At 71.0% G+C, this 1,744-nt stretch carries 2 protein-coding genes and 1 pseudogene; 1 reads left to right on the forward strand and 2 read right to left on the reverse strand.

Features of this window, described 5'->3' with window-relative positions; all coding sequences use genetic code 11:
- Positions 1–106: 106 nt before the first annotated feature.
- Positions 107–442, reverse strand: a complete 336-nt coding sequence (locus ACDP63_RS23150) for an AMP-binding enzyme (protein WP_024845964.1) — start codon at positions 440–442, stop codon at positions 107–109.
- 196 nt (positions 443–638) lie between these two features.
- On the opposite strand from ACDP63_RS23150, the gene ACDP63_RS23155 reads away from it, so the two are divergent.
- Complete coding sequence (locus ACDP63_RS23155; protein WP_024845963.1) at positions 639–1,289, forward strand: hypothetical protein; 651 nt, start codon at positions 639–641, stop codon at positions 1,287–1,289.
- 83 nt (positions 1,290–1,372) lie between these two features.
- Here the strand turns inward: ACDP63_RS23155 and ACDP63_RS23160 are convergent.
- Positions 1,373–1,744: pseudogene (locus ACDP63_RS23160) on the reverse strand (calcium-binding protein); the annotation flags it as partial.

Here is a 1,744-nt window from a genome sequence, read left to right on the forward strand (position 1 = left end):
CGAAAGGGGCGGCCTTCTCGCATCCCCCGGCAGCCAGCGCCGGCCAAGCGCGGGGAGCGTCGGGCCATGGGCCGCACCGCGCAGAGGCCGCCGATCTGCCGCGCCCTCAACGCTCCGCCGCCCCGTCGTAAAGCCCGGCAAAGCGGTCGCGCAGCAGGTTCTTTTGCACCTTGCCCATGGTATTGCGCGGCAGCTCGTCCAGAAACAACATCCGCTTGGGCTGCTTGAACTTCGCCAGCAGCCCCTTCAGCACGGTCAGCAGCTCGGCCTCGGCCAGGGCGGGGCTGCCGGTCGGGACCACCGCCGCCGTCACCCCCTCGCCGAAATCGCGATGCGGCAGGCCGATGACGGCGGATCCGGCCACGCCGGGCAGCTCGGCAGCGGTCTTTTCCGGCATGCGCCAATAGCCCTTGAAGACGTTCGGGCCGCACAGCTCGATCATGCCGATCTCGCCCCGCGGCAGTTCTGCGCCGGTTTCGGGGTCGGTGGCGCAACGCCGCGGCGGCGGCCGGACCCGCCGGTCCGGACCATTGCGGCATTGCCCGGAAAAGCCTCTGGCGCATCGCGGCGAGGCGATGGGATAAACGGGACCATGGACCGCCCGCCGGGCAGGTCGCGGCCAGCCGGAGGAACTGCCGATGCGCTATTTCGACTTCAGCACCTGGCAGGGGATCCTGACCACCCTGCTGGGCCTTGCGCTGTTCACGCTGATCGGCGTCGGCATCCGGGTGCTGATGCTGCTGACCATCCAGCAGCGCCAGCAGCGCATGAACCGGCAGATCAACGAACGGCTGCGCACGCTGATCGCCGCCTACAAGGTGCTGGGCGGTTCCTTCACCGGAGAGCTGCTGGTCGATCCGACCCATCTGCGCGACCTGCGGCAGCGCATGCAGGAGGCGGGGGGCGAGGAGGGCCCCGGTTCGGATCGCGCCCGGCGCATCCGCGACGCGGTCGAGGCGGCGCTTTCGGACATCATCCTGCTGGGCACCGAGGAGCAGGTGCGCCTGGCCAGCCAGGCCGCCGCCGAGATGGCCGCCGGCCGGCCGATCCATACCGCCGAACTGGTCGTCTCGCTGCGCGATTTCATCCGCAAGGCGCTGGATCTTGCGCCGGTGCCGCGGGATGTCGCCATTCCGCTGCAAGGCCCGGCGCGCCAGGCCGGCAGCTCGTCCAAGGGCGGGCGTGGCGAAGGCGGCAAGGGCGGCGGCGGGACCGGCGGGGCGGGCGCTGGCATGGGCGGCGGCATGGGTCTTGGGCCGGGACGCCATGCCGATGATGCGGGGCCCTGAGCCGGCCGGGACTGCCGGCCTGCGACGCCACGGCGGCGCAGATCCGTCCGCGCCGCCGCCTGCGCCTGCCCGGAACGGGCGGCCTACCAGATGAAATCGTCCCCGCCCAGCTGGCCCAGCCGGATGTCCTCGATCACCAGTTGGTCGTTGCCGGCACGGATGACGACATCGTTGCCGACCTGGCTGGCAGCGGCGCGGATGTCGCCGAAACCGTCGAACCGGGCGTAATGCGACAGGTTGATGCGATCGTCGTCGCTGTCGAAATCGGTAATCCTGTCGCGGCCGCCGTTCCAGACGAAGACATCCGCCCCTTCGCCGCCGGTCATGGTATCATTGCCACCGCCGCCGTTCAGCGTGTCATTGCCCTCGTGCCCGAACAGCCGGTCGTTGCCGGCCTCGCCGAACAGGCGGTCATCGCCCTCGCCGCCCATCAGCGTGTCGGCGCCGGCGCCGGC

This window comes from Paracoccus sp. P2, from assembly GCF_046335115.1.
Classification (GTDB): domain Bacteria; phylum Pseudomonadota; class Alphaproteobacteria; order Rhodobacterales; family Rhodobacteraceae; genus Paracoccus; species Paracoccus pantotrophus.